This is a genomic window from uncultured Gardnerella sp., assembly GCF_947280595.1.
Taxonomy (GTDB): Bacteria; Actinomycetota; Actinomycetes; order Actinomycetales; family Bifidobacteriaceae; genus Bifidobacterium; species Bifidobacterium vaginale_A.
In genome coordinates, this window is sequence record NZ_CAMYOS010000001.1 from 103,018 (window position 1) to 126,081 (window position 23,064).

The 23,064-nt window shown below is 36.4% G+C and carries 18 protein-coding genes; 4 read left to right on the forward strand and 14 right to left on the reverse strand.

Annotation, left to right across the window (positions count from 1 at the left end):
- Positions 1–7: 7 nt before the first annotated feature.
- From Q0X59_RS00470 to Q0X59_RS00480, 3 genes are all read left to right on the forward strand, one after another.
- Entirely contained in the window at positions 8–445 is a 438-nt protein-coding gene (locus tag Q0X59_RS00470; RefSeq protein WP_075523160.1) for an FHA domain-containing protein, read from the forward strand.
- A 185-nt stretch (positions 446–630) separates the two neighbouring features.
- Positions 631–1,155, forward strand: a complete 525-nt coding sequence (locus Q0X59_RS00475) for a MerR family transcriptional regulator (protein WP_075523161.1) — start codon at positions 631–633, stop codon at positions 1,153–1,155.
- 58 nt (positions 1,156–1,213) lie between these two features.
- Positions 1,214–1,663 carry a hypothetical protein gene (locus Q0X59_RS00480; protein WP_103043035.1) on the forward strand — a complete coding sequence of 150 codons (450 nt, stop codon included), beginning with the start codon at positions 1,214–1,216 and terminating at the stop codon, positions 1,661–1,663.
- A 123-nt stretch (positions 1,664–1,786) separates the two neighbouring features.
- Here Q0X59_RS00480 and Q0X59_RS00485 read toward each other — a convergent pair whose 3' ends face one another.
- The 12 genes from Q0X59_RS00485 to hisS all read right to left on the reverse strand — a co-directional run bounded on the left by Q0X59_RS00485 (position 1,787) and on the right by hisS (position 17,281).
- A complete protein-coding gene (locus Q0X59_RS00485; RefSeq protein ID WP_297642402.1) occupies positions 1,787–2,491 on the reverse strand; it encodes an HAD hydrolase-like protein in 705 nt (234 codons plus the stop codon).
- A gap of 33 nt (positions 2,492–2,524) precedes the next feature.
- Positions 2,525–2,872, reverse strand: a complete 348-nt coding sequence (locus Q0X59_RS00490) for an RNA polymerase-binding protein RbpA (RefSeq protein WP_075523163.1) — start codon at positions 2,870–2,872, stop codon at positions 2,525–2,527.
- Between the two features lie 215 nt (positions 2,873–3,087).
- Positions 3,088–5,643 (reverse strand): DEAD/DEAH box helicase, encoded by a 2,556-nt coding sequence (locus Q0X59_RS00495; RefSeq protein ID WP_297642507.1) that lies wholly within the window; start codon positions 5,641–5,643, stop codon positions 3,088–3,090.
- Positions 5,644–5,769: 126 nt separating this feature from the next.
- Positions 5,770–6,147 carry a hypothetical protein gene (locus Q0X59_RS00500; protein WP_297642404.1) on the reverse strand — a complete coding sequence of 126 codons (378 nt, stop codon included), beginning with the start codon at positions 6,145–6,147 and terminating at the stop codon, positions 5,770–5,772.
- Positions 6,147–8,084 carry a WYL domain-containing protein gene (locus tag Q0X59_RS00505; protein WP_297642406.1) on the reverse strand — a complete coding sequence of 646 codons (1,938 nt, stop codon included), beginning with the start codon at positions 8,082–8,084 and terminating at the stop codon, positions 6,147–6,149. The genes Q0X59_RS00500 and Q0X59_RS00505 overlap by 1 nt, the downstream gene beginning before the upstream one ends.
- Positions 8,085–8,520: 436 nt before the next feature.
- A complete protein-coding gene (locus tag Q0X59_RS00510) occupies positions 8,521–9,948 on the reverse strand; it encodes a UTP--glucose-1-phosphate uridylyltransferase (protein WP_297642408.1) in 1,428 nt (475 codons plus the stop codon).
- A gap of 355 nt (positions 9,949–10,303) precedes the next feature.
- Entirely contained in the window at positions 10,304–11,407 is a 1,104-nt protein-coding gene (locus Q0X59_RS00515; protein WP_297642410.1) for an amino acid ABC transporter permease, read from the reverse strand.
- Between the two features lie 15 nt (positions 11,408–11,422).
- Positions 11,423–12,100, reverse strand: coding sequence for an ABC transporter permease subunit (locus Q0X59_RS00520; RefSeq protein WP_297642412.1), 678 nt, complete (start codon positions 12,098–12,100; stop codon positions 11,423–11,425).
- A 2-nt stretch (positions 12,101–12,102) separates the two neighbouring features.
- Positions 12,103–12,933 (reverse strand): glutamate ABC transporter substrate-binding protein, encoded by an 831-nt coding sequence (locus Q0X59_RS00525; protein WP_297642414.1) that lies wholly within the window; start codon positions 12,931–12,933, stop codon positions 12,103–12,105.
- A 69-nt stretch (positions 12,934–13,002) separates the two neighbouring features.
- Positions 13,003–13,737, reverse strand: a complete 735-nt coding sequence (locus tag Q0X59_RS00530; RefSeq protein ID WP_075523277.1) for an amino acid ABC transporter ATP-binding protein — start codon at positions 13,735–13,737, stop codon at positions 13,003–13,005.
- Positions 13,738–13,994: 257 nt separating this feature from the next.
- A complete protein-coding gene (gene aspS / locus Q0X59_RS00535) occupies positions 13,995–15,788 on the reverse strand; it encodes an aspartate--tRNA ligase (protein ID WP_075523171.1) in 1,794 nt (597 codons plus the stop codon).
- Between the two features lie 92 nt (positions 15,789–15,880).
- Positions 15,881–17,281 carry a histidine--tRNA ligase gene (gene hisS / locus Q0X59_RS00540; protein WP_075523172.1) on the reverse strand — a complete coding sequence of 467 codons (1,401 nt, stop codon included), beginning with the start codon at positions 17,279–17,281 and terminating at the stop codon, positions 15,881–15,883.
- Positions 17,282–17,375: 94 nt separating this feature from the next.
- Between hisS and Q0X59_RS00545 the strand changes: the two genes are divergently transcribed.
- Complete coding sequence (locus Q0X59_RS00545; protein ID WP_297642416.1) at positions 17,376–18,746, forward strand: DUF349 domain-containing protein; 1,371 nt, start codon at positions 17,376–17,378, stop codon at positions 18,744–18,746.
- A 204-nt stretch (positions 18,747–18,950) separates the two neighbouring features.
- Here the strand turns inward: Q0X59_RS00545 and Q0X59_RS00550 are convergent, their stop codons facing one another.
- Together Q0X59_RS00550 and ligA are read right to left on the reverse strand one after the other, a co-directional pair.
- Positions 18,951–20,171 carry an Mrp/NBP35 family ATP-binding protein gene (locus Q0X59_RS00550; RefSeq protein ID WP_297642418.1) on the reverse strand — a complete coding sequence of 407 codons (1,221 nt, stop codon included), beginning with the start codon at positions 20,169–20,171 and terminating at the stop codon, positions 18,951–18,953.
- Between the two features lie 3 nt (positions 20,172–20,174).
- On the reverse strand, positions 20,175–23,036 hold the full coding sequence (gene ligA / locus Q0X59_RS00555) for an NAD-dependent DNA ligase LigA (RefSeq protein ID WP_297642420.1): 2,862 nt from the start codon (positions 23,034–23,036) through the stop codon (positions 20,175–20,177).
- Positions 23,037–23,064 lie beyond the last annotated feature (28 nt).

Consider the following 23,064-nt stretch of genomic DNA (forward strand, 5'->3'; position numbering starts at 1 on the left):
AAAAATTATGACAGAACCGATTCCTACAGCTGGAGAAACAACCATTATTGGTATGCCAGCAATTCATATCCCTATTACTGCAACTGAAGATCGTCCTTTAAGAAAAGATGATTTAGACACTATTTCTAAATTAGTTCCTGGAACAGCATTACTAATTTCTACTAGGGGAGCAGTTTCAGGATCACGATACCTTTTAGATGAAGACGTTATTTCTGTAGGCCGTGATTCTCGAGCAGATATTCTCTTAGATGATTCTACTGTTTCTAGAGCGCATGCTGTTTTTCGTAGAAATGGAAATGTGTTTACTATCGCAGATTCTGGTAGTTTGAATGGCACTTATGTTAATAGAGAGCGTGTTGATGAAACAGTCTTACATAATGGTGATGAAATCATGATTGGAAAGTTTCGTTTAGTTTTCTTTGGAAGTGATTCTATTTCTAAATAGATAAGCGAAAATATTGAATTATTCTATTTAGCGCATGAATTCTTTATTCATATATTAAGCATAATTCAAACTTCATGATGATTATTGCTAACATATTACATTTTTAAATATACGCTTGTGTAAAAATATACGCTTGTGTAAAAATATACGCTTGTGTAAAAATATCTTTGCGATTGGGGGATTATATGGTAGATGAAACATACTATCCACAATATTCCGCTCAATCTTCTATTCAAGGTGTTTTATTTAGCTTTTCTACAAATGTAAATAGCGATAGGGGGTATCGTGGCACTGTTGCTATGAAAATTGCAGGAATAACGTATAGACAGCTCGATTATTGGGCAAGAAAACATATTATTGAGCCTTCTATTACACCTTCTCATGGATCTGGTTCTAGAAGATTGTATTCGTTCAAAGATATATCAATCATGTCAGTTGCAAAAAAATTGCTAGATGCTGGCGTAAATTTGCAAAATGTAACTAATGCAATTGTTTTTCTTTATTGCCATTGTGAAGAATCACTTAATAAAATGACTATTATTTGCGATGGGAATACAGTAAAAGAATACGATAGTGATAAAAATAATATTTTAGATATGCTTGAAGCTGGTTCAGCAGTTTTTGCAATTGATGTTGGTAGGATATGTAAACGCGTGGAATCTGACTTACAATCTGAAATATTTACTCCATTTAATGAATTAAATCAGTAAAATTTAACGTCAGAAGGTAGATAAAGGTAAGAGGTAAGAAGGTAGATAAAGGTAAGATATGAGCGTTTTACTATATGCTATCCCAAGCGTAATGTGGCTTATTTCTATAGTATTGCTTATCGCCAGTTCTTTAGAATCTTTATTTTTATTATTCAATATTAAAAATCTTAAGCAATATACAAATAAAGACGTCAAAGAAAACATAAATGAACATACAAAAGTACACGTTAAAGAAGACGTTAAAGTAAAAAAACTTAGCTGGACTAGTGTTATAGCTCATTGTTTTGCATTGCCATTTGCAATGGCATATGGGATGGTTTATAGAATACTTCAAAGCTGTGTTGTCGCACCTTCAAAAATTGCACAAACAATAGAATTTATTTTTATTTCTTCAGTAATCATTTTTATTATTTTATGGATTATTAGTATTGCTGTTATAATAATCCATTTGTCGTTTGCTACAAAGCAAGAGGATCTGATTTACAAACGAATAAACAAATTCGCGTAAAAGAAAGTATGCAACTTAACGATATTAAAGTTAAAAATTAAAAGCTATTTTATAATCCAATTTGACATAACGTACATTATCGGAAATATCTAATAGAATCAAGCAAAACAAATAACGATATATTTACTTACATTCATCAAAATATTCAATAACTGCATAAGCAAGTTCATTCACATTATTTATAATGCGGTATGCTCCATGCAAATGAAGCTCATTTTGCTCAGCATAACCCCATCCGCATCCTAAACAATCAATTCCGCATTCTTTAGCGCCGTCCACGTCAGTCCAACGATCACCAACCATTAAAGCTTTATCTTCATTAAGCTCAAACTTCATATTTTCAAACGCATAACGAATAACTTGAGCTTTTTTAATTCGCGACATATCACGACTAGCACCGTAAATTGCATCAACCATTTTATCAATACCAAAACGCCTAGCTATAGGCTCAATTTGATATTCAGGCTTACAAGATGCAATCGCCAAATAAAAACCAGATTCACGAAGAATATTAAGCTGCTCATCAATTCCATCATAAAGGCGATTTAAAAAATTACCTGTAATAAGCGTACCTGAATTATTCGGATCTTCAAAGGTAGGTACTTGAGAATAATACTTACGATATAACTGAACTCCTAAATCTTGCAAATCTTTAGGCATATGATTTCGCTGAAAAGACTCAAGAATCGATGGGCCAATAAATCTTCGCATTTCAGCATCATCTGGAATAGGCATGTTAAGCTCTTTCATAGCTTTCTTAGCACATGCAATAATACCTTGATGAGACTGAGTAATAGTCCCGTCTAAATCTAATAATACTACTCTCATAATCAATAGTTTGAAATCAAATTGCGAAAGCAATCACTCGTAATCTGGAATCCAACCTTCTTTATGCATCTTCAAACGCTTCTCAAGAAGAGCCTTCAATTCTTCTTCGCTTCTACGTTCTAAAAGCATATCCCAATGTGTTCTAGATGGCTTATTAAATTCATCATCTTGATTATCTTCATCACCCTCGCGATGCGCAATATTTCCACATCTGCATTCCCACTCTTCAGGAACATCAGCTCCTTTAGCAAAAGGAAGAATAGTTCTATGACCTTTAGGGCATACATATGCAATATCAACACGAGCAGCAAAATCAACATTGTCATCTGATTCCAAAGACTTTGCTCCAATACTCATGCCTCTTAAACTGCGCTCTGCCATTTTTCTCCTTATAATTTATAATCTACAAATTACTCTGATACAAACTAGAGTAATGTTACGCCGGACGAGTTATCTAAGTCAACTATAGACTAATATACAATACTTTTTTATTAGCAAAAACTCTATATAATTAGCACATATTTTTGCAATTCATAAAATAAGATAAATATAATAAATACAATAAATATGATACTTATAACACTTATAACACTTATCTACAAGTCAGAATATGCAACTACTCCTCTATTTAATAATTCAGCTGCTTGACGAGCTTTGCTAGCTAGTGATTTATCTACGCTTTCAATAGAGTTAAGATAATCTTCAGCAGAATATAATTGCATAAGAATATCTATTAAACGCTTAGCTTGACGTACAAAATCACCTCCAGTAATGTCTGAATTTTGCAGAATTATAGACAAATCTGCACCTTGCGCCCAATCGTACATCATGTCTAAAGCTCCACATTCAAGAGGCATTAAAGGATCTAAATTACACTTAACACATAAATTATTTACTTCCATAAATAAAGCTTTAAGTTTTCCAATAGTTCTAAAAACAGCTCCATTTTGTCCACCTGGATATCTTCTAGGCTCTGAAGAAGAAATACCTCTAGGCTCATAAACTAATGAAGATAAACATGATGCTAATTCTATTGCAGAAAGATTGTTAAATAATCCTTCACAAATAGCTTGAGCAAAAACAACATCGCGCTCGTTATATAATCTACGCAATAATTGACCTTTATTAGTTAAACTAATGCTAGTATTTGAACTATTTTCAATGTTCTTTTCATTAACAGCAAAATATGATTCTTTAGTTTTGTCACCAGAAGATAAATAGCCTAAGGCATATAGAACATCACAAATATTATCGAAACAACGAGCTACAGAACCAGTTCTAGACTCATAACGTTGTTGAACTTGTTGTAATTCTTTTTTCTCTCGTACCCAATGATATCCCCAACGCAAATGATCTTGTATATCTTTACAACCAGCGCATGGATGCTCTCTTTCTTTCTCGCGCAATTTAGCAATAATATTATCTAAATTTTGAAACGCTAAAGACCTTTCTTTTTCAGTTTCAAAAATCGTATGCTTAAGCTTTTTACGCCCAATCAACTGAGCATTTTTAAGTTCCATTCTTAAAGACATAAATTCTGCAAAATCGCCGCAGGAGCAATAAAAAGCCTTTTCATAAGCTTTAAGAGCTTGAGTTAATTCAATCATTCTAGAATGAAGTCTTTGTGCATGCTCATTAGCTTCCCATTGAGCAAATGATGAATCTAAAGTTATTCTAGCTGTAGCTGCATCACTATTATTCAACAAATTAACAGCCATATTAAACGTAGGTACAAAGCTAGAATGCAAAGGATAGACACGCTTACTTGATAATGACGCAGCTTTAGAAGGATTAAAATCAGAATAATCTACTAAAATTGCATGACCAATCGTATCAATTCCACGTCTTCCTGCACGACCAGTTAATTGAGTAAATTCTCCAGGAGTTAAAGGAACATGACCAGTACCATCAAATTTAACTAGTTTTTCTACAACTACACTTCTAGCTGGCATATTCAAACCTAAAGCAAGAGTTTCAGTCGCAAAAACAACTTTAATAAGACCACGCTCAAAAAGAGTTTCAACAATATGCCTAAATAATGCAATCATACCTGCATGATGAGGTGCAAAACCTTGCTCTAATGCATATCTGAAAGACTCAAAATTAAGCGCGCGCAAATCATCTTTACTCAATTGATTAGAAACAATCGAATCAACTATTTTGCGTATTTCATACATTTCATCGTCGCTCGTAAGAGTTAAACCAGCGTTTATGCATTGACGCACAGCTTGATCGCATCCAGCTCTTGAAAAAATAAAATAAATTCCTGGAAGCATTCCAAGATAATCTAACTCATCAATTACAGCCCAACGCTTAGGAGTATAACGTAAAGCTAAACTTTTAGATTCTTCATCATTTTTTCGCGTCCGATATTGCCTCTTTAATAAATGACTATTTACTTTTTTAGACGAACGAAAATTCTTAGAACTTTTTAGTTTTACTCTGCTAGCACGATTTTCCAAATCGCAAATAGCACGAATCAAAGCAGGATTAACATGATTGTTATCAGATTTTTTCTTATCGTAAAGATCAAATATTTCAGGCTCACTTTTAGAGTTTTTTTGAATAATTACATGACGCTCTAACGGAACTGGACGATGCTCATCTACAATTAAATGCGTTTTTCCTCTCACAGAAGAAATCCAAGCAGAAAAATCTTCTACATTAGAAACAGTAGCAGAAAGACCAATAATAGTAACATATTTAGGTAAATGAATTATTACTTCTTCCCAAACAGCTCCCCTGAATTTGTCTGCTAAGAAATGAATTTCATCAAGAACTACATATCCAAGTGACTGTAATGTAATAGAACGCTCATAAAGCATATTGCGTAAAACTTCAGTAGTCATAACTACAATATCTGCTTCAGGATTAACTGATGTATCTCCTGTAAGCAAACCTACTTTGTCACAACCTAATTTTTCAGATAAATCGTGATATTTCTGATTGCTTAAAGCTTTTATAGGCGTAGTATAAAAGGTTTTCACTCCCCTAGTAAGACCGAGAAAAACAGCAAAATCAGCTATAACAGTTTTACCTGCACCTGTAGGAGCTGCGACTAATACATTATTACCATTTTCTAATGCTTCATTCGCTTCTTTTTGAAAATCATCAAGTTCAAATGGCAATGTTTCTTCAAATTTCGATGCCATTGTTTGCTTATATTGCTGATTTTTGCGGAAAGATGCGTATCGCGCTGAAGGAGAAAGACTATTTTCACATGTCATAGATGAATTATAAGACTTAGATAAATTATATGAATCACTACTCATTAAAAATCAATCGTGTAAATCGTGTAAATTAGAAGAATCGCTAGAATCGCTAGAATTAAGCTCTTCTTCTCGCAAAGACTTATTGCTCCAATGTTGCCAAACCAATTTGTGTATTTCTTTTTTACGCTCATCGCGCAAAATAACTCGTTTATGTGCCTCTTCATACCTACGAGCAGCAACAGCAATCGGCTGAGTAAATAACGGCTTATCATCTACTGTTTTATTATCTAAAGTATCGAATCTATCGTAAATATCCGATATTTTATCTGCACTTTCAGATACAACAACAAGACCTTTATTCAACTTAATGAATGCATAAACAGAACCTATTAAAAACATTGATACGAAAAATATAGCTAAAATTAGCCAAATCCACCAAGGCATCAATATACCTCCGAACCTTCTTCAAAAGATTCATCACTACCCTGTTGAATACTTAGTTCGCGCTTAGTTCTAGCAAGAATCATAGTACGCAATGTTTCAGGGCAAACAGCCTTAATATGACGAGCATGAGCAATACAAAAAGCAACGAACCAAGAATCAGATGAAACTACCAAATGAACTTTCAATCCATCGCCATACTGTTCAACTCTTGCACCAGAAAGATTTTTAACAAAGTTCAACTCTGTTTCATCAGTTATAAACGAAGTTTCAGTACCGTTATCAAAGCTCCAAGTACGCAATTCACTAACAGGAATATCAGGTATATCAACTTCAGAAAGCGGCTTTAATACTTCAGCATGCTCAATTCTAGCTACACGCAAAACTTGCCAAATTCGAGGCAAACCGTTAGCTTTGTTAATTGAAGTATCTTTAACAACTAAAGAACGCTTTTCTTCAGGAGTTTGCTCTAAAACGTCAGTCCATACAGCAACGTAATAAACACCTTCATCAACAAAGACTTTAGAAGGAGCTACAACTTTACGACGAATTCTTCCAGCTCCGTCAGTGTACTCCATATCAAGCAATGATTTAGATGATATAGCGCTACGAACAATAGAGCAATTACGCGGCTCAATCTCATAACCTGTAAGACTTAACCAAGGAGTTTCACCAGGACGAACATGCTTGCGTAAACGCATATAAAGTGACTCTGCAATAGCTCTTTGAGCATCAGGCAATAATGGAGAATATGCAAGATAATTTACAGATGCAGTAAGCATACTCATATATTGCTGTGATATTCCAGCTAAGCGTTCAAGTCCCAATGAATTAGTTGCAGAAACTATTCCCTCATCCTCTAAAAGCGACCAGTCAATTTCAAAGAACTGACTTCCAGCCATTTCTCCATCGTCAGAAACAGTAAGAAGAGTGCTCACATCTTTTTGCAAAATAGCTACAAAACGACGTAACTCTTCTTCATTTTTAGGATTACCAATAAAACGAACAGCAAGCTCATCAAGTGGGAATTCTTCGCCTAAATGAGCAGAAAGGAATAACATCAATCTCAAACGACGATCAACTTCGCTTCCAGTTTGGAAAGAAGAGGATTTTTTAGCGCGTGGCTTATCGTTTTCGCACTCAGATAATGAATCTTCGCAATTATTCATAGAGCTTTCTTCATCTTGCTCTATAACAGATTCATCATCGCATGACTCGAATTTCAAAGCAGCATGAAGACGTCTATTAAAAGCATCTACAGCTTCTTGAGGGCTTACAACAGAAGATCCAGGATGCTCAAGCACAAACATAGCTAAATCATCAGAATCAGTATAAGCAACATTCAAATGCTCACCATCAACATCAACAGTTGCAGCAAATCTTCTAGAATCAATAACTTTAACTAAATCGTCTGGAATAACTTGAGTACCTAATCCGGGTGCAATTGAATCTAAACCTAATCCAGGAATAGGCGCTTGTGGAACTCTAGGAGCTGTTCTAGAAGTATGTTGCTGCTCGTGTTGATTAGATTCAGACGAAGAAATCGACATTGAGCGAGCTAAATAATTAGCTGCAGCAAGAACAGGAAGCTCCTCTTGCTTAAAACGAAGACGCACACGAGGCTCATCACCGAGTTGCAAACGGTATGAAGCAAAATCCTGACCTTCTGATTTAGAAGAATATTCAGGTTGACGAGATTCAATAGCGATTCCCATTGCAGCAAGCTTAGCGCGATCTCTTTGGAACTGCTTTGCAAATGCAGCTTTAGCAGCTTGATCTGCAAGCTCTCCATAAGAGTCAGCGTATGCTTTGACTCGTTGAGCTATTTGCCTTGAAGTAAGCCATTGCGGAAACGCGGAAGATAATACAGCAAGCACATCTAACTCATGCTTACCCCATTTATCGGAAAAACGTCGCCTTCCGTTAGTTCCTTCTGCCATTATTCCTCACGTCTCGTTGCTTGATATCTTTTTATATTCTACATGCTTAACAAAAAACTACTATAAAAAGCTCTAACACGGAAGAAGAAAACTAAACTTCACTAGCTTTTTATGGTTTTTCTTCATAAGCATGCCTTCTCTATTTTAATAGGCTTTTCCTATACGTGTGGACATTTTTGAAAATCATTATATTTTTCTTGAATATTTTTAATAAAACAGGCTAAAAACGTTGATATAAAGCCCTTTTTTTGCGACACGCCCAAACCTAAATAATAAACAATAACTATAAATTTTATTATAAAAATGACTTTTAGCGTTTATTTTCAACTGTTTATTCAAATAAAATATTGAAATCCAAACGTAAAATTGCTTATTTATTTAATAAAACACAATAAACAATAGCGAAAAATCGGGAATAAAATACTCTAACTAAAAATTACACCCACGAATCCGGCTCAATCCCTTGAGGTCCAACAAAACTACCATTAGGAACATAATTAGGCTCACCTGAATCTTGTAAAACAGCATCCGCAAACATAGATACTTGATTACCAAAAGTCCAATCTCCTTTAATAGTAACAGACTTAGCAGCAGCTAAAGCAGGAACAGAATACGGGAATCTTTCATTAAAATCATCTATATTTCTGTAATAACGCGGATCTAAATCTATATCTGGAAATATGTAATTTCCATCCTCCATTTCATATGAATCAGTCAAATGGAATCTATCAGATCGCATAATAAACAAATCATTCGTGGTCTTTACAGGCAGAAAACGCATTCGATCAACTTCAACACAAATTGCATCATCAAAAAGCGACACAGCAGCACCCATAGCTGTTTCTAATTGAACAACTTTAGCGCTTTCAGGATTAGTTGGATCTACTGTTTTATTATTGCAAATAACAGGTAGAGGCAATACGCCGTTATATTTCTTTAACATTTTCTTCAACGCATCAATGCGAATCCAAATATTATTTGTATTAAAATACGGATGCTTATTTATACTTTGAGCAGATCGTTTATCTTCAGGATTAACTTGACTCATTTCGCGTAATAACATACGTCCAGTTTCAATATCTCGAACAATATGTCCGCCTTTTCTATCTGCTTGAGTGCGTTTAGCAACTTCAATCATAAAAGGAGCGTGAGTATTTTCGAAATATTGCGCAAGAGTTCTAGACGGACGAGCACCCAAATTGTCTGAATTTGAAATGAATAAATAAGAAAAGCCACACTCTGACAATTTGTCTAATATGCCTGATTCCCAAATAGTTGAATACAAATCACCATGTCCAGGAGGACACCATTCTAAAGTCGGATCTTCTGGATAAGAAACTGGCTCACCAGTTTGTGCTAAAATTTTTGGTTCTTGATGTTGAATAATCTCAACAGGAATATCGTTTTGAACAAATTTACGATTTCTTTTCAATACTTGCAAAGTGTCTTTAGAAGTACGGAAAGAATTCATAAGAATCAAAGGCAAATCCACGCCTAAACGTTGACGAGCAGTAAGAACTTGACCAATTATAATATCTATGAAACGCATTTGACGCGCTTTGTGCCGCCGCACAGGAAGTAAGGATTTCGCACAAGAAAGCCCCATTGAAGTTCCTAAACCACCGTTCAGCTTTATAAAAGCTGTTTTTGCAAACGCCTTAACTGCTTTATCGTGATCGATAGTTTCATAAATCTCGTGAAAACTAGGAACTGTTTTAATCGGCTCAACATCATGTTCGCGAATAAAAGATCCTTTTTCGTTATTACGCCATACTTCATATAAATGTGAAAACTGTGCTATTGCAGTATCGCTCATTCCAGCATCGCGCATCTTTGAAGCAGACAACTCAAATGTTTCATCCATAGCAACTAGCCTCCCCATTTACAAATATGACTTTTAATAGTTTATCTTTTTATATAAACTCACGCAAACATAAAACATAACACACAATAAATAACAACTAAAACTGCAACTAAAAAGCATAAAACAACAAAAAACTTTTTGGGAAATAACACGACATTTTGTATTAAAACAAAAATAAAACGATTGCAGAATTTTTACAAGCTAACATCCACAATCGTTTTATTCTATAACTAATCTAGTTAAATTCGTAATGCATATTGCATTAAATACTATCTATCTTTATCACTATCTTATACCTATATTTAGTAACCTTTTTCTTATATCTCTCTAGCACCCAATCTATCTGTGCTTACTACTACATATCTTTATCAACCTCTTTATTAGTATCTTTAGCACTATCTTTATCAACCTCTTTATCATCATTCATGCCATAATGATGCTCGTCATATCCTTGCAAATAACGAGTTTGACGCCAATGATGAATAGAAGCATTAGTTCCGCGATGATGCACGTGATACTTTCTAGGAGTTCCACCATGAGGCAATTCCTCAACTTCTTCAGCTACAGCAATCTGATTAACGTTAGAAGGATCCATAATTGCAATAGGAGCAACAGGCTCTGCTTCAGTTGGAGCTGCAGTTCTATTCTTAATATGAGATGGTAACCATTGTGCAAACCATGAAAGAGCCCAACAAATCAAGAAGTAGATTATTGCAGCAATACTAAGAGTTTGCAAAATATTGAAATACATAGATCCTAATCGTCTAGATTCTTGTAACAAATCTGTATACATAATGATTGAACCTAAAGCTGTATCTTTTAGAACAACTACAATTTGAGTTACAGCAGCAGGCATCATAGCAATAACAGCCTGTGGCATCTCAATTTGAGTTAAAGATTGATAATGACTTAATCCAAGAGCCAGAGATGCTTCACGCTGACCATTAGGCAAATTACCTACGCCTGAACGCACTAATTCCGCAACAACAGAACCATTATATAAGATTAAAGCAAGCACTACAGCCCAATACGATGCGCTTTTTATTCCAGAAAAAGCAAATCCTCTCCACAAGAAAATCATAAGCAATAAAACTGGAACAGCTCGGCAAAATTCTACAATAATTGCAGAAACACTTCTAATAAGAAAATTAGGAAGAAGACGACATAATCCAAAGAATAATCCAAAAACTATAGACCCTACTATTGCAAGCAATGAAGCTTTTAAAGTCATCCATAAGCCTGGAAGATAAAAATCAATCCAAGCTTCAGACTCAACAGCAGGTTTGATAAGTTCTAAAGATAATTGATTTTCACCATGAGGAGGATTAGTTAAACGCGCAATAATAGCAATAACAATTAAAACAAACACGAAACCCGCAATAATATTAGCGATACGTATTTTTTTAGATGCATTAGGACCAGGAGCGTCAAATAAAAGCGATTGTTCTTTATTAGACATAATATTCACCTTCTGTCATCTTCTCACAGCAAGTTTATTAGAAAGATACGTTGTAAGAATACCTATTGGAATAATCAAAATAATGTAGCCAAAAGCAAAAATAAGGAAGATTGGAATAATCAAATCTGAATGTCTTTCAATCATCTCACTCATCATTGTTGAAGTTTCTGTTGCAACAGAAGCAGCAGCTGCAACAGTTGAATTTTTCAATAATGCTATAAACGTATTTCCTAAAGGAGCAACAGATCCGCAAAAAGTTTGTGGAAGTATTACATTAAAAGCAGATTGGAAGAAATTTAATCCTAAAGCTCTGCACGCTTCAGCTTGACCAATAGGAACAGTATTCAATCCAGATCTCAAAGATTCACATACGAATGCTGCTGTATAAAGCGATAATCCTGTAATAGCAAGCCAGAAGAAATTAACATCAAAGATTTTAGAAAAACCAAGTTTTAATTGTGCATAAACTCCAAGAACCATAAAAACCATGATTATTGTAAGCGGCATATTTTTGAAAAACTCAACATAAACACTTGCAACAATACGAAGTGATGCAATAGGGCTTATTCTCATAATTACCAAAATAATGCCAATAATCACAGAAAATAATATGCTCCACAATGTTATTTCGATATTAACAAGGAAAGCAGAAAGAATATTATATGACGAAAAAAGTTGAATAAAATCTTGCATTATCACTCACCTTCCTTAGGAGTTGGCGGATTATAAGTAGAATTTGGTTTGAAATTAGTTCCACGTAAATTATCATCTAAAGCTCGTTTCCATGATCCATTTTTAATCATGCCTTTTAACGCTTCGTTAATGCGTTTAGCTAGTTTCTTATTCCCTTTTTTAATTCCAATGCCATAATATTCAGCCGTAAAAGGTTTTCCGACTAACCTAAGTCGTCCTCTTGATGCAGTAGCTAAACCTGCCAAAATAATATCGTCTGTTGTTACTGCGTCTACTATTCCGGAGAATAATGCAGTAGCGCATTCAGCATAACCAGGCTGTTGCATAAGTTGTACTTTTGAAGAGAATTTCTCTTTAATAACTATCGCAGACGTTGAGCCGGTTACAGAGCATAAACGTTTCCCGTTTAAATCTTCAGGTCCATTGATATTTGTTTCATCTTTTCGTACTAATAAATCTTGTCCTGCAACAAAATAAGGCCCTGCAAAAGATACTGTATTCTTACGAGCATCCGTAATGGAATATGAAGCAACAATAATATCTACATCGCCATTCTGTAACATTGCTTCACGCTGTTTAGATGGAGATTCTTTCCAAACAATTTGATCTTCAGAATAACCCAATTCCCTAGCGATATATTTTGCAACATCTACATCAAATCCAACATAAGTTCCAGATTTTTTAAAACCGATACCAGGCTGATCAAATTTAATTCCAATGCGTATTACTTTCTTACCATCACTACGATCGCAAGCAGTAAGCGGAATAACACAACATAGAGCACAAAGCATTGCTAATATCGCACGAAAAATACGATTATGTAATAATTTCATATATTCCCCTTCAGAAGAACTGTTTTTATAAGTTTTAGTATTTAAGCTAAAAGGAAAATGAAAGCGCTATTAGTGAGTGAGAATCTTCGAAAGAAAATCTTTTGCTCTATCGGTTTTAGGATGCTCGAAGAATTCTTCTGGAGTACCTTGCTCTAAAATTTGACCATCTGCCATAAACACAATACGATCTGCAGCGATACGCGCGAATCCCATTTCATGAGTAACGCAAATCATAGTCATACCTTCTTTTGCAAGTTCAACCATAACGTCTAATACTTCATTGACCATTTCTGGATCAAGAGCTGAAGTTGGCTCATCAAAAAGCATAACCTTAGGTTGCATAGCAAGAGCTCTAGCAATAGCAACACGTTGTTGTTGACCGCCTGAAAGCTGAGAAGGCATTTTATTCGCTTGACTATCTACACCAACTCGCTTAAGCAAATCCATTGCTAGACTCTGCGCACTTTGTTGATCCATGTGTCGAACTTTAATAGGAGCTAAAGTTACGTTTTCTAGAATTGTTTTATTAGCAAATAAATTAAAGGATTGAAATACCATACCAACTTCTGCACGTAATGCTGTAAGTTCTTTACCTTCTTGAGGAAGAGGCTTACTATCTATACGTATATCACCTGAATCGATTGGTTCTAGGCGATTTATAGTTCTGCACATAGTGGATTTTCCAGATCCTGAAGGACCTACTATAACTAAAACTTCACCTTTATTAACTGTAAGATTTATATCTTTAAGAACATGAAGCTTACCAAAATATTTTTCAACATGACTTAATTCCACTAAAGGCATAGAATTTTCACGCGGTTGATTGTCGCTTTGAATTGTATCTTTTTCAATATGATTTGTAGTTAATTCTTCTTTACTCATATGAAAGAGCTTAATATATTTGTGTTACACACAGTTATCAACGCAGTTACTTTTTGTAACTCTTAAGTTACAAATATGCCGCTGATATAGAAGAATCAATACTTCTTGTTATCAACGGCATACTTTTTCGTAACATATGCAGATTATTTAATGAAAAATCTGCTAAATACTAAATATTTTTATTCTTCATCAGGATCGTAATCAACGCCAGTTTCTGCACGTTGTTCGTCTGAAATTGGGGCTGGAGCACCAGTTAGAGGATCACGACCGCCACCAGCCTTAGGGAATGCAATAACATCGCGGATAGAGCTAGCTCCTGCCAAAATAGCAGCAGTTCGATCCCATCCTAAAGCAATACCAGCGTGAGGTGGAGCACCATACTTAAAAGCTTCAAGCAAGAATCCAAACTTTTCATCTGCTTCTTCTTTATCAATTCCAAGAACATTAAGCACGCGATCTTGAATGTCATCTCTGTGAATACGCACAGAACCGCCACCCATTTCATTACCATTGCACACAATATCGTAAGAATCACTCATTGCATGCTCAGGATCTTTATCGAATTTATCAATCCAATCAGCAGATGGCATTGTAAACGGATGATGCATAGAAGTCCACTTTGAGTGACCGACAGCAACATCATCATCATCTGGATCATCAGTACGCTTAAACAGTGGGAAGTCAACAACCCAAGTAAAAGCAAATTCATCTGGATGTAGCAATCCTGCACGGCTTGCAAGCTCAACACGAACTGCACCAAGCAAAAGCTGTGAAGATTCGCGGCTTCCTGCTGCGAAGAACACTGCATCGCCATCCTCTGCTCCAACAGCTTGCTTAAGACCTGCGCGCTCTTCTTCAGAAAGATTCTTAGCAACAGGACCTTTCAGCTCGCCATCTTCACCAAACACAACGTAAGCCAATCCCTTAGCTCCGCGCTGCTTAGCCCAATCTTGCCAAGCGTCAAACTGACGGCGAGGAGTTGCAGCACCACCCTTAAAGAGTACAGCACCAACATATGTCGCTTGGAATACTCTAAATGGAGTATCCTTAAAGAAGTCAGTCAACTCAATAAGTGGGTTTCCAAAACGCAAATCTGGCTTATCAGAACCATACTTATCCATTGCTTCTTGCCAAGTAATGCGAGGCAAAGGAAGAGTAATTTCATGTCCTGCTTCCTTCCAAATTGCAGCAATAACGCGCTCAGCCATAGCCATAACATCTTCTTGGCTTACAAAGCTCATTTCCATATCGAGCTGAGTAAATTCAGGCTGACGATCTGCACGGAAGTCTTCATCGCGATAGCAGCGAGCAAGCTGATAGTAACGCTCAACGCCAGAAACCATAAGAAGCTGCTTTAAGAGCTGCGGAGACTGTGGAAGAGCATACCAAGAGCCTGGAACCAAGCGTGCTGGAACAACAAAGTCACGCGCTCCTTCTGGAGTGGACTTAATAAATGTTGGTGTTTCAACCTCAGTGAAGTCCATATCTTCCAAAGCGTGACGAGCAGCCTTAGCCATATCAGAGCGGAGTTTTAAATTGCGTTGCATAGACGGGCGGCGCAAATCAAGATAACGATACTTTAAACGTACATCTTCGCTAGGAAGCTTGTTTTCTGACTCGTTTTCCAAAGCTGTTGAAACTTGGAATGGTAATGCATCTGACTTTGAAAGAACAGTAACTGTTTGCGCAACAATCTCAATCTTACCTGTTGCCAAGTGATCATTTTCATTACCATCTGGACGCAGACGAACTTCGCCTGTTATTTGCACAACAAATTCGCTTCTTAATGGTCTAGCTGTTTCTTCGTCATAGATAACAACTTGTACTAATCCTGTATTATCTCGAACATCAACAAAGGCAACGCCACCGTGATCACGGCGACGATCAACCCAACCTGCGATGGTTACTTTTTGCCCGACCAATGCTTCAGTCACTTCAACGGCATGGTGCGTACGATACGCCGTTTGGCTCATAAGTCCACTTCCTCTATGTTCTAATAATGATGTAATCATTTTTCCATTGACACAAATCTGTGCTTATTTACGCAAGTAAAAATACGCGCAAACTATTTAGCACAGGAAACTGTCTGCCGGGCATACACAGTATCTGGTTGCCACGACGTGACATTTGCTGATTCTTGATCTCCTGTAATTATGTTCTTTACTTCATCTTGACAAGACTCAGATTCGGTACTATCTGCAGGGAACCAAACGTAAGGAATACCAAGCTTGTCAGCGTACTTTATTTGCTTTCCAAGTTTTGCTGCAGTAGGAGCAACATCAGTTGCAATACCACGATCACGCAAAGCTTTAGCGATAGCATTGCAATGAGGACGATCTTCCTCATTCCACACTGCAACAAGTACCGCTGCAGGAGAAACTCTAGAAACAGTTGCGTGAGCCGTGTGAAGCATATAAGAAACTAAACGAGATAATCCAATAGAAAGACCAACTCCAGGATACTTTTTCTTACCTTGAGAAACAAGATTATCGTAGCGTCCTCCAGAGCAAATAGATCCTAAAGATGACACACCATCAAGGAAAGTTTCATAAACTGAGCCAGTGTAATAATCAAGACCACGAGCAATCTTCAAATCAGCAACAACACTACCAGGTCGAATCTTAGATGCTTCATCAACGATCATTGATAACGTTTCAACTCCTTGTAAAGATAGAGCATATGATTCGTTATCTTCATCTCGAACAATATTATGCTTATCACATAGAGAATTAAAACGCTCTTTAAGCTCTTCACCAGTTTTAGCGCGAAGCTGCGCTAATTCTAAGCAAGCAGCAGCTTGAGAATCTGTAGCACCGCATTCTTTTACAAGAAGTTTAAATACTTCATCGTAGCCAATTTTATCTAATTTATCGATTTCTCGTAGAACTCCTTCAATATCACTTAAACCAATCCCACGATAGAAACCTTCTGAAAGCTTACGATTATTAGCATGAACAGTGGCTTTAGGAAGTCCAAACTCACGCAAACGCTCAAGAGCTTCAACCATAACTAACGGTAATTCAACTTCATAATGGGATGGCAAATCGCCATTAGAAACAACGTCAATATCCGCTTGTACAAATTCGCGAAAACGACCTTCTTGCGGACGCTCCCCTCTCCAAACCTTTTGCATTTGCCAACGCTTGAACGGAAACGCCAAGTCGCCTGTATGCTCAACAACATAACGACTAAGCGGAACAGTCAAATCAAAATGCAATCCTATACGTTCTTCAACAGGAGTTTTAGATTCATTACCAACTTCTTGCAAACGAGATAATAAATAAATTTCTTTACTTGTTTCACCTTTTTTTAATAAACTTGAACCTTGCTCAACAGCTCGCGTTTCAATGCCAATAAAACCGTTGAGTTCAAAGACTTCTCTAAGTGTATCAATCACGCGTTGCTCAACAGCACGTTCACTAGGAAGCCATTCAGGGAAACCAGATATTGATGAGCCTTGTACCATGTCCACTATAATAGGTGATGTTACGGAAAATTGTGACCAAAAGTTATACTATTCGTAACACTGTTACCGTGCATATGCTGTAAGGAGTTGTCCCGTGAGCGAACAGACTAAACCAGAAGAAACTACTCAACTCAATGCTACACCAAAACCGCATGCGCCGTCGCCTGCGAATTTTGCTAATAAAACTCGAGTTGTAGCTCAAACCCCTACTATTTCTTATAGTGAGGAAGACGTAAAAAACGCTGAAAAGTTTGGCAGAGTTGATGAAAATGGCACCGTTTACGTGCGAGAAGGTGACACTGAACGTGAAGTAGGACAATACTCTACTGGTACACCAGAAGATGCCCTTACTTTCTACGTGCACCGCTACTTAGATTTAAAGATTAAACTTGATCTTTTTGAAAAAAGACTCGCATCAACAAATGTGAAACCTAAAGAAATTGACGAATCAGTCAACACTTTAGAATCCGAATTAAGTGAGCCTGCAGTTGTTGGAGATATCGCTGCTTTACGAGCGCGACACGCCGAATTAAAGGCTCGTGGAGAAAATAAAAAAGAAGAAATTGCAAAAGCTCGCAAAGATGCAATCGAAAAAGCTCTTAAAGAGCGAACAGCAATAGTTGAACAAGCTGAATCGTTAGTTGAGAATATGACAGAGTCAACTAATTGGCGCTCTTTAGGAGATAAGTTGCGCTCGCTTTTTGACAAGTGGCAGCAACATCAGCGTACAAGTATTCATTTAGCTAAAGCAGATGCAGACGCACTATGGCAACGATTCTCTAAAGCTCGCTCTGCTTTTACAACAGCACGTAATGCTTGGGTTAAACAAAGAGATAGCGAACGCGATAATGCTAAGAATGTTAAAGAAGCTATTATTGCAGAAGCAGAAAGCTTAAAAACTTCTACAGATTGGCGTGAAACTTCCATGAAGTTTAATGCCTTAATGGATCGTTGGAAGAAAGCTGGAAATGCTGGACGTCAACACGATGACGAATTATGGACTAAGTTCCGTGAAGCTGCAGACGTATTCTATCACGCTCGTCAAGCAGATCGTGAAAAGATGAATGCAAGCGAGAAAGAGAATCTAGCTAAAAAAGAGTCACTACTCAAACAAGCTGAAGCTTTGCTGCCTGTTGAAAATGAAGAATCAGCAAAACAAGCACGAAAAGCTTTATCTGAAATTCAAGAACAGTGGGATGCTATCGGATTCGTTCCTCGCGATGATATGCGCCGCATTGAAAGCCGTTTGAATGAAGTTGATAAAAAGATTAAAGCTGTTGAAGAAGCTGCTTGGAAAGATAAAGATCCAGAAGCTAACGCTCGTAAATCAAGCTTTGCCTTGCAATTGAAAGCTCAACTTGACGAACTAGATGAAAGAATCGCAAACGAAAAAGATTCTAAGAGAAAAGCAAAACTTCAAGCAGAAAAAGCAACAAAAGAACAATGGCTCAACGCTATTAAATAAAATATAAACTCATGAGGCTGCGCAAGTTATCGCGTAGCCTCATTTTTTATTGCTAAACATTATATTAAATCAAGAAAAATAAGCAAGACTCAACAAAACTCAACAATAACCAACAATACTCAAAGAAATAATAATTACTTATGCAAATAATGATTAAATAAAATCAAAATAACAAATTAAATCAAAACACGATTTGAAAAAATTTTAAGATTTTTCAATTAAATCTTTAGCAAGCTTAATAAAAGTATTAGCTAAAGAAGAATCCGCTAATTTACCTTCTTTAGTTAGAACTGCAGGACGCCCACTCTCTGCCAATTCTCTGATAGAAGTATTTAAAGGAATTTTAGCTAGAAGAGGAACATTTTTATCAAGAGCTCTACAAAGCTGAGAACTAACACGCTTGCCTCCGCCAGAACCAAAAATTTCTAATCTCTCACCATTGTTATCAAACCAACTCATATTCTCAACAACGCCACGCACATTAACAGGAATTTGCAACGCCATAAGACCTGCTCGAACAGCAACATCTGAAGCACTTGGCTGAGGAGTAGTAACAACAACTAGCTCAACATTGGGCAATGATTGAGCAACAGCTAATGCCATATCTCCTGTACCAGGCGCTAAATCAAGTAAAAGAACATCAGGGCTACCCCACCAGACGTCTGAAAGAAATTGTTCTAGAGATCGTTGCAAACGAGGACCTCGCCAAAGAATCGCTCGATCTGTTCCAGCAAACATTCCAATAGAAATAAGCTTAACTCCCCAAGAAACAACAGGCATAAGCATTCCATTAAGATTAGTTGGCTGAGAATGTATGCCAAACATACCAGGCAAAGAAAAACCATAAACATCTGCATCAATAGCTGCAGTATCGTATCCTAATGATGCAAAAGTTGCAGCAAGATTAGCAGTTATTGAAGATTTACCAACACCACCTTTTCCAGATGCGATAGCAAAAATACGCGTAGTATTACCATTTTTATTAAAAGGATTTTCTTTACGCTCAGCTTTCAAATCCAATACGAGTTTTGAAAGCTTTTCTTTACTCATAGCACTTATATTTACATGAGGAATCAGATGAGCAGAGGGATATTTTTCTACAGCTGACTTAATTTTTTGCGTAATAACTTGAGCTAACGGGCAATCTGGAACAGTAAGCTCAATGTCAACAAAAACATCATAAGCTACACGATTTTTATTACTATTGCTTTCAATAGCGCAGCTTTCAATAGCGCAATTTGAATTAGCAAAGCTTTTATCAACATTATCTAAATGATTAAAATTAGCTAAATAATCATGATTCGCAACTACACGAACACCTGTTACCATATTTAATTCTGTAACAGATTTTCCTAATTCTGGGTCAATAACACTACCCAACAAATCATAAATACGAGTTTCTAATTCAATCAACTTATTACTCATATTCTATGATTCACTTTGCAAATCAAGCGTAATATCGTTACGCAAAGCCAATTCAACATCACCTGTTGTAAGTAAAATCTTAAATTGACTCTCATTTAATGTAGGTATACCAAGTTCTATAGCTTTAGTAGCTTTAGAACCAGCATTAGCACCAACAATCGCACAATAAGTATTTTTACTTACTGAAGAAGCAGCTTTACCTCCTCTAGATATAATTGCCTCTTTAGCAGAATCCCTAGTGAAATCCTCTAAAGAACCTGTAACAACAACAGTCTTGCCAATAAGAGTCTGTGTCTGATTGCTACTAGAAGAATCAGATTTGCCAACAACGCCAGCATTTTTCCAAGAAGATAATATCTCATATCGCCAATCATCTATATTCTTTGCTTTATCAAACCACTCGAATACTTCTTTTGCAATTTCTGATCCAACACCATCAATATTTGTAAGCTCTTCAATAGAAGCATTAGAAATATTATCTAACGACCCGAAATGTTGAGCAATCAGTCGTGCAGTAGGAGGACCTAAACGTCGAATAGAAAGCGCAACAAGAACACGCCATAATGCAGCATTTTTCCCTTTTTGCGAAATTTCATCTAGCATACTTCTAGTTGTTTCACTCGGACGCCTATAACAAGGAACGCTAATAGTCAAAAGATCACCATTTTTGCGCACTTGTTTATTTTTAACTCTAGTTACAAAAGCATCTAAAGGAACTTCAAAATCTGGGTAATCACTATTAAACTCATCTTGAGAATCAGTAGACGAAAAGTTCGACAAATTACGTTTAGCTTCTAACTCACGAGTCCAAAAAGCTGAAACCTGTTTCCATAATCCAGATCCGCCAATCTTTTTAGACCTTTTCTTTAGTTTTCCATCTTCCCCTAATTCATTCCACTGTTCAACAAGAGGAATTTCTTTCCAAACCATAACATTTTGTAAATCTTCTGCTTTAATATTAAAAATTCCAGCTTCACTGTGAAGAATTGGAGATTGATAATCAGGAAGATTAAAGTGAGCTTCCGGAATATTCGGCTTAGAAGACGAACCTCTATCAATAGTAATTTTATCTATATCAGGGCGATAAACTTCACAAGTAGTAGGCCTAGAATCCTCTGGATTCGCTAATGCTAATGCAGCAGCATCACCCAAATTCTCAATGTCGAACGCTTGCCTAGATGCTAAATGAATAATTCGCTCTGTAAGTTGTGCAGGGCAATTTTCAACATTAGGACAACGAATATCTTTATCCCCTTCTTTTGCAGGAGCAAGCTTTGTTCCACATGAAGGGCAAAATTCAGGCATCACAAATCTTCTTAGATTTTGCTCACGACCCTTGCGAGCACCTAAAACAGGTCCTACAAGCTCTGGAATTACATCTCCAGCTTTACGAACAACAACAGTATCTCCAATTAAAACGCCCTTATGTTCAACTTCATAAGGATTATGCAAAGTAGTACGAGATATAGTAGAACCAGCTACAGTTACAGGCTCAAGAACAGCTACTGGAGTTACTCTGCCTGTACGACCTACTTGAACAATAATATCTTTTAAAATAGTATTAACTTCTTCAGGAGGATACTTATACGCAATAGCCCATCTTGGAGCACGAGATGTTGCACCAAGTTTACGCTGTAAAGCACGATTATCTACTTTAACAACAATTCCATCTAAAGCATGAATTATAGAAGAACGATTTTCTCCATAATAATCAATCATATCTTGAATTTGCTCAAAATTATTTACATTTCGAGTATAAGGAGAAACTGGAACACCCCATTTTTTATAAAGTTCATAAGCATCTGATTGATTGAACGTTGTTTCACTATTTGCGTGTCTAGTAGATTTATTCCAACGCAATTGACCTAAACCATGAGCAAAAAAACTTAAATGTCTTGTTGATGTAATTCTAGGATCTTTTTGACGCAATGATCCAGCTGCAGCATTTCTAGGATTAGCAAAAGGCGATTTACCTGAATTCTCTTGTTCTTCGTTAAGCTTATAAAAATCCTTCCAAGACATAAAAACTTCGCCACGAATTTCCACAAATTCCGGTATATCTTCTGGATCATTTGCATTTAATTGCGTAGGTATAGCATCAATCGTTCTAACGTTTAACGAAATATCTTCACCAGTTACTCCATCGCCTCTAGTAAGACCTTGCTCAAGAGTACCATTTCGATAAATTAAATTTAAAGCTAAACCATCAATCTTTACTTCGCATGTCATAGGCAATGGTTCATTTTGCGACCAATGCAAATCTCTTAACACGCTATTGTACCAATCATGTAATTCTTCGAAAGAAAACACATCATCTAAGCTCATCATCCGAGATGGATGCTTTACAGGAGTAAAATCATTTGAAAAAGTACCACCAACTCTATGTGTTGGAGATTGAGGATTGTCTAATGTCGGAAAAGCAGATTCCAAAGAATTTAACATTCTCATTCTCGCATCATAAGCTGCATCTGAACTCGTAGGGCAATCTTCAACATAATAAGCAATTTGATCTGATTGAGCCCAAGCAGCTAGTTTAGACCACAATTTAGCAGCTTGCTCAGTTGTAAAGAATGAAAGTTGAATATTTTCTAATGCGAGAGCATCTGCATCTGTAGGCTCTAACTTAGCAATCCATTCATCATTATTTAAATTAGGATTCCATATATGAGCTTTGCGTGAAGAAGAACTATCTGCATCACTAGAAGAACTATCTGCATCGTTAGAAGGAATACCGTCTGCATTAGATAAACTATCTGCAGCATTAGAAGGACTATCAAAGGAATCTTGAGTATAAGTTTTATTATCAAAATCAAAAAGCGAAGGCTGAATACTTGAATTAGCAGCATCTTTTTTGCTTATACTCATATCTAATCCCTTTCTTATCAAAAAATCC

Coding starts and splice junctions, on each gene's coding strand:
- Q0X59_RS00550 (WP_297642418.1), bottom strand. CDS start 20,171: ATGAGTAATAAGTTGATTGAATTAGAAACTCGTATTTATGATTTGTTG.
- Q0X59_RS00485 (WP_297642402.1), bottom strand. CDS start 2,491: ATGAGAGTAGTATTATTAGATTTAGACGGGACTATTACTCAGTCTCAT.
- Q0X59_RS00510 (WP_297642408.1), bottom strand. CDS start 9,948: ATGGATGAAACATTTGAGTTGTCTGCTTCAAAGATGCGCGATGCTGGA.
- Q0X59_RS00505 (WP_297642406.1), bottom strand. CDS start 8,084: ATGGCAGAAGGAACTAACGGAAGGCGACGTTTTTCCGATAAATGGGGT.
- ligA (WP_297642420.1), bottom strand. CDS start 23,036: ATGAGTATAAGCAAAAAAGATGCTGCTAATTCAAGTATTCAGCCTTCG.
- Q0X59_RS00515 (WP_297642410.1), bottom strand. CDS start 11,407: ATGTCTAATAAAGAACAATCGCTTTTATTTGACGCTCCTGGTCCTAAT.
- aspS (WP_075523171.1), bottom strand. CDS start 15,788: ATGAGCCAAACGGCGTATCGTACGCACCATGCCGTTGAAGTGACTGAA.
- Q0X59_RS00480 (WP_103043035.1), top strand. CDS start 1,214: ATGAGCGTTTTACTATATGCTATCCCAAGCGTAATGTGGCTTATTTCT.
- Q0X59_RS00490 (WP_075523163.1), bottom strand. CDS start 2,872: ATGGCAGAGCGCAGTTTAAGAGGCATGAGTATTGGAGCAAAGTCTTTG.
- hisS (WP_075523172.1), bottom strand. CDS start 17,281: ATGGTACAAGGCTCATCAATATCTGGTTTCCCTGAATGGCTTCCTAGT.
- Q0X59_RS00470 (WP_075523160.1), top strand. CDS start 8: ATGACAGAACCGATTCCTACAGCTGGAGAAACAACCATTATTGGTATG.
- Q0X59_RS00500 (WP_297642404.1), bottom strand. CDS start 6,147: ATGCCTTGGTGGATTTGGCTAATTTTAGCTATATTTTTCGTATCAATG.
- Q0X59_RS00520 (WP_297642412.1), bottom strand. CDS start 12,100: ATGCAAGATTTTATTCAACTTTTTTCGTCATATAATATTCTTTCTGCT.
- Q0X59_RS00525 (WP_297642414.1), bottom strand. CDS start 12,933: ATGAAATTATTACATAATCGTATTTTTCGTGCGATATTAGCAATGCTT.
- Q0X59_RS00495 (WP_297642507.1), bottom strand. CDS start 5,643: ATGGCATCGAAATTTGAAGAAACATTGCCATTTGAACTTGATGATTTT.
- Q0X59_RS00530 (WP_075523277.1), bottom strand. CDS start 13,737: ATGCCTTTAGTGGAATTAAGTCATGTTGAAAAATATTTTGGTAAGCTT.
- Q0X59_RS00475 (WP_075523161.1), top strand. CDS start 631: ATGGTAGATGAAACATACTATCCACAATATTCCGCTCAATCTTCTATT.